The organism is Moorena sp. SIO3B2 (assembly GCF_010692525.1).
GTDB classification, from domain to species: domain Bacteria; phylum Cyanobacteriota; class Cyanobacteriia; order Cyanobacteriales; family Coleofasciculaceae; genus Moorena; species Moorena producens.
This window is the reverse complement of record NZ_JAAHHE010000317.1, coordinates 4,101-6,928: the sequence shown is the minus strand read 5'-3', so window position 1 is coordinate 6,928 and position 2,828 is coordinate 4,101. Positions and strand designations below refer to the sequence as shown.

The window sequence follows — 2,828 nt, the reverse complement described above, 5'->3', positions numbered from 1 at the left end:
GATTTGTTGAAAAAGGTACTCAATTCTGAGCATAACTGGCTTAACCAAGTAGAAGCTGAGTTTGTGCGGCGTAGCGTCCGGCGAAAAAACTTTAATACTCGTCGGAATTGGGGTGTTGCGATCGCAGTCATGCTGGGGTTAGGGACAGGTTTAGTATTCTCCTTAATTGGTCAGAAAGATGCCCTGATCGGTCAAATTCAGGCTTCTCAGCAAGCCGCCGAAGCCAACTTAGAATCAGGTCAAGATTTAGAAGCTTTGCTTGCCAGTTTACGGGCAGCAAAATCTCTTCAAGATTGGCCGGGATACTTATCCTTATTCAAGCCAGACAGTAAGCTTCAACCTCAAGTGTTACAAACTTTGCGAAAGGTATTCTATTTAACTAGAGAATATCAGCGCAGAGAAATGCCTCAAGGTTTTAAGAAGATGTTTTTTAAGCCTGATGGTACCTTAATGATTGCTACAGCAGAGGATGGTACTGTCCGCTTACAAGACTTCAAAGGCACACCACTACCCAAAGTATTTTCAGGACATGAGGGTCAAGTAGAACTTGATGTTAGTCCGGATAGTCGCTTATTAGCAACAACTGACCAGCAAGGGACTTTTCGCCTGTGGAACTTAGAAGGAAAACAGGAAGAGCCACGTCAGCTTACAGACTGTATTTCAGGGTTTACAGATACTGATGTAGGTCTATTTCCTACTGGTTTCGGTGTATCTGACAGAGGGATAAGTTTCAGTCCTGATAGCAAGAAGCTTCTAGCCTATTTACAAAGGGTAACGAAGAAGGGCAATTCCAGTACTATCTGCCTGTGGGAAACGGGAGATAAACCGAAGCTATTGAAACAAGAAGTCAATTTCCATAGTATTAGCTTTAACTCCAAGAACCAGCTAGTAGTAGCTAACCAATTTGGCAATACCCTCAGCTTGTCGGACTACAGGAGTGGTAATCAGTTGGCAGAGTTTAAAAATTTTCATCAGATACTATCGGGAAATCTGGTTTTTAGTCCTATTAGTCCTAATGGTGAATACTTAGCAGGATGGTTTGGACCAGATGAAAGAATTGCTTACTTTGGTAGTTTAAATAGCGAAGATTGGAATGAGTTTAAACCCATAAGGAGAGCTGGCAGTATCATTTTTGATACCGAAGGTCGTCTGATTATTGGGCAAGAGGGTGAGGGTATTATTAGTGTTTATGATGAGCCATATAAGAGTTATGACTCTTTGTCAGACGCCTTGGAATTTGAACTGAAAGGGCATCAAGGTGGTATTCGTGAGGTTATTTCTAGCTCGTCTAAGGGCAGACAACTTGCTAGTTTAGGTGATGACAATACTCTGGTCTGGTGGAAACTAGATCAGAAGCCATTAGAGGAGTTAGAGCTAATTCCGAACTTAGAAAGTATCAGCATCAGCCCCGATGGTAAGCAACTAGCTGTTGTCGGAAGTGATGACACTATTCGTCTGTTGGATTTGAAGGGTAAGGAGTTGAAGCGATTTCCCGATCTTAAAACAACAATAAGGCAAATCAGTTTTAGCCCTGATGGTACACAATTGGCTGGAGTTGGTAAAGATAATAGGATTCGCTTATTGGATTTGAATGGCAATGAGTTGTATAAATCTTCTAAAAAATTTAATAAAACAATTACCCAGCTTATTTTTAGCAATAATGGTGAAGATTTAATTGTTATTGAGGAGTTTGATGACTATAATCAAACTCTCCATCGGTTGAATTTGAACAATAAAAGCTGGGAAAAAAAATCTGAGCTATTCTTGGGTGAAATCGCTTTTAGCTCCGATGGCAAGCTGTTAGTGGCGCAGAATGCTTTCGAGGATCACTATGTAGAGAGAGGTAATATCTTTTTAAAAGAATTGGAGTCTGGTAAGGAATTAGTTAAGTTTAAGGGTGCTAATCTCAGCTTTGATAGTATCGGTTTTAGTACCCAGGGTCGCTTAGTCGTTAGTGCCGAGCGGCCTTATTTGGAGTATAATGGTTCTAATACGGAAGAAAAGGATTATACCTATGTATGGGATATGTCAGGAAAATTATTGACTGCTTTTAAAGATGGGCATCAAAGTAACGTTAATCAAAGTAGAGTCAAAAAAAGTAGAGTCAAAAGTATAAGTCTTAGTGCTGATGGCAGTTTATTAGCCACTCTTGACATATCCGGAACTGCCAAGTTATGGCGTATAGGAGGATTAAATGAACTAATAGTAAAGGGTTGTGATTGGGTGCGAGACTATCTTAGTAACCCCAATGTTGATGAGAGCGATCGCAATCTCTGCAAAAATGTACCCCCTCTTTAATCATTTGGCGTATATAGGGTTTATAAATGAGATGAAACAGCCCTACCCTTATTAAGGGGGACCAACGGGGGATCTCAATCAGGCATTAACAAAACTGAAATGCGACATTGGAAAGTATTATCCCGATTTATTCTGTTCATCCTCTCAGCAGTGATCGTACTGCTGAGTTCTGCCCTACCCAATAGTCTTCTTGCCTCCCAAGCTGCTAGTCCTCTTGCCCAAGTACGCATCAAGACCGAAACCGTAGTAGGTCAGCAGGATTTTTTCCGAGTTGGCAAATCCCACAAAGGTCGTTGGTGGTTCATTGACCCCGATGGCAAACCCTTCCTTTACCGGGGTGTCACCTCCGTCAACTTTGGCTATCCTGCTCCCTATGTTCCGGTTGTCGAGAATAAATATGGTCAAGACCCGGCTGCATTTCGGGAAGCTACCTTTGAGCGGCTGCGGAGCTGGAATTTTAATGCCCTAGGAGCATGGACACCACCTCAATTGTGGGATCAGGGTATGCCCTACACGGTTATACTAAATTT

At 41.8% G+C, this 2,828-nt stretch carries 1 protein-coding gene and 1 pseudogene; both read left to right on the top strand.

Annotated features, from left to right (window positions below; all coding sequences use genetic code 11):
• Positions 1-2,298, top strand: a 2,298-nt coding sequence (locus F6K38_RS32335) for a WD40 repeat domain-containing protein (RefSeq protein WP_287359186.1), incomplete at its 5' end; no start/stop codon positions are given.
• Positions 2,299-2,397: 99 nt separating this feature from the next.
• Positions 2,398-2,828: pseudogene (locus F6K38_RS32330) on the top strand (hypothetical protein); the annotation flags it as partial.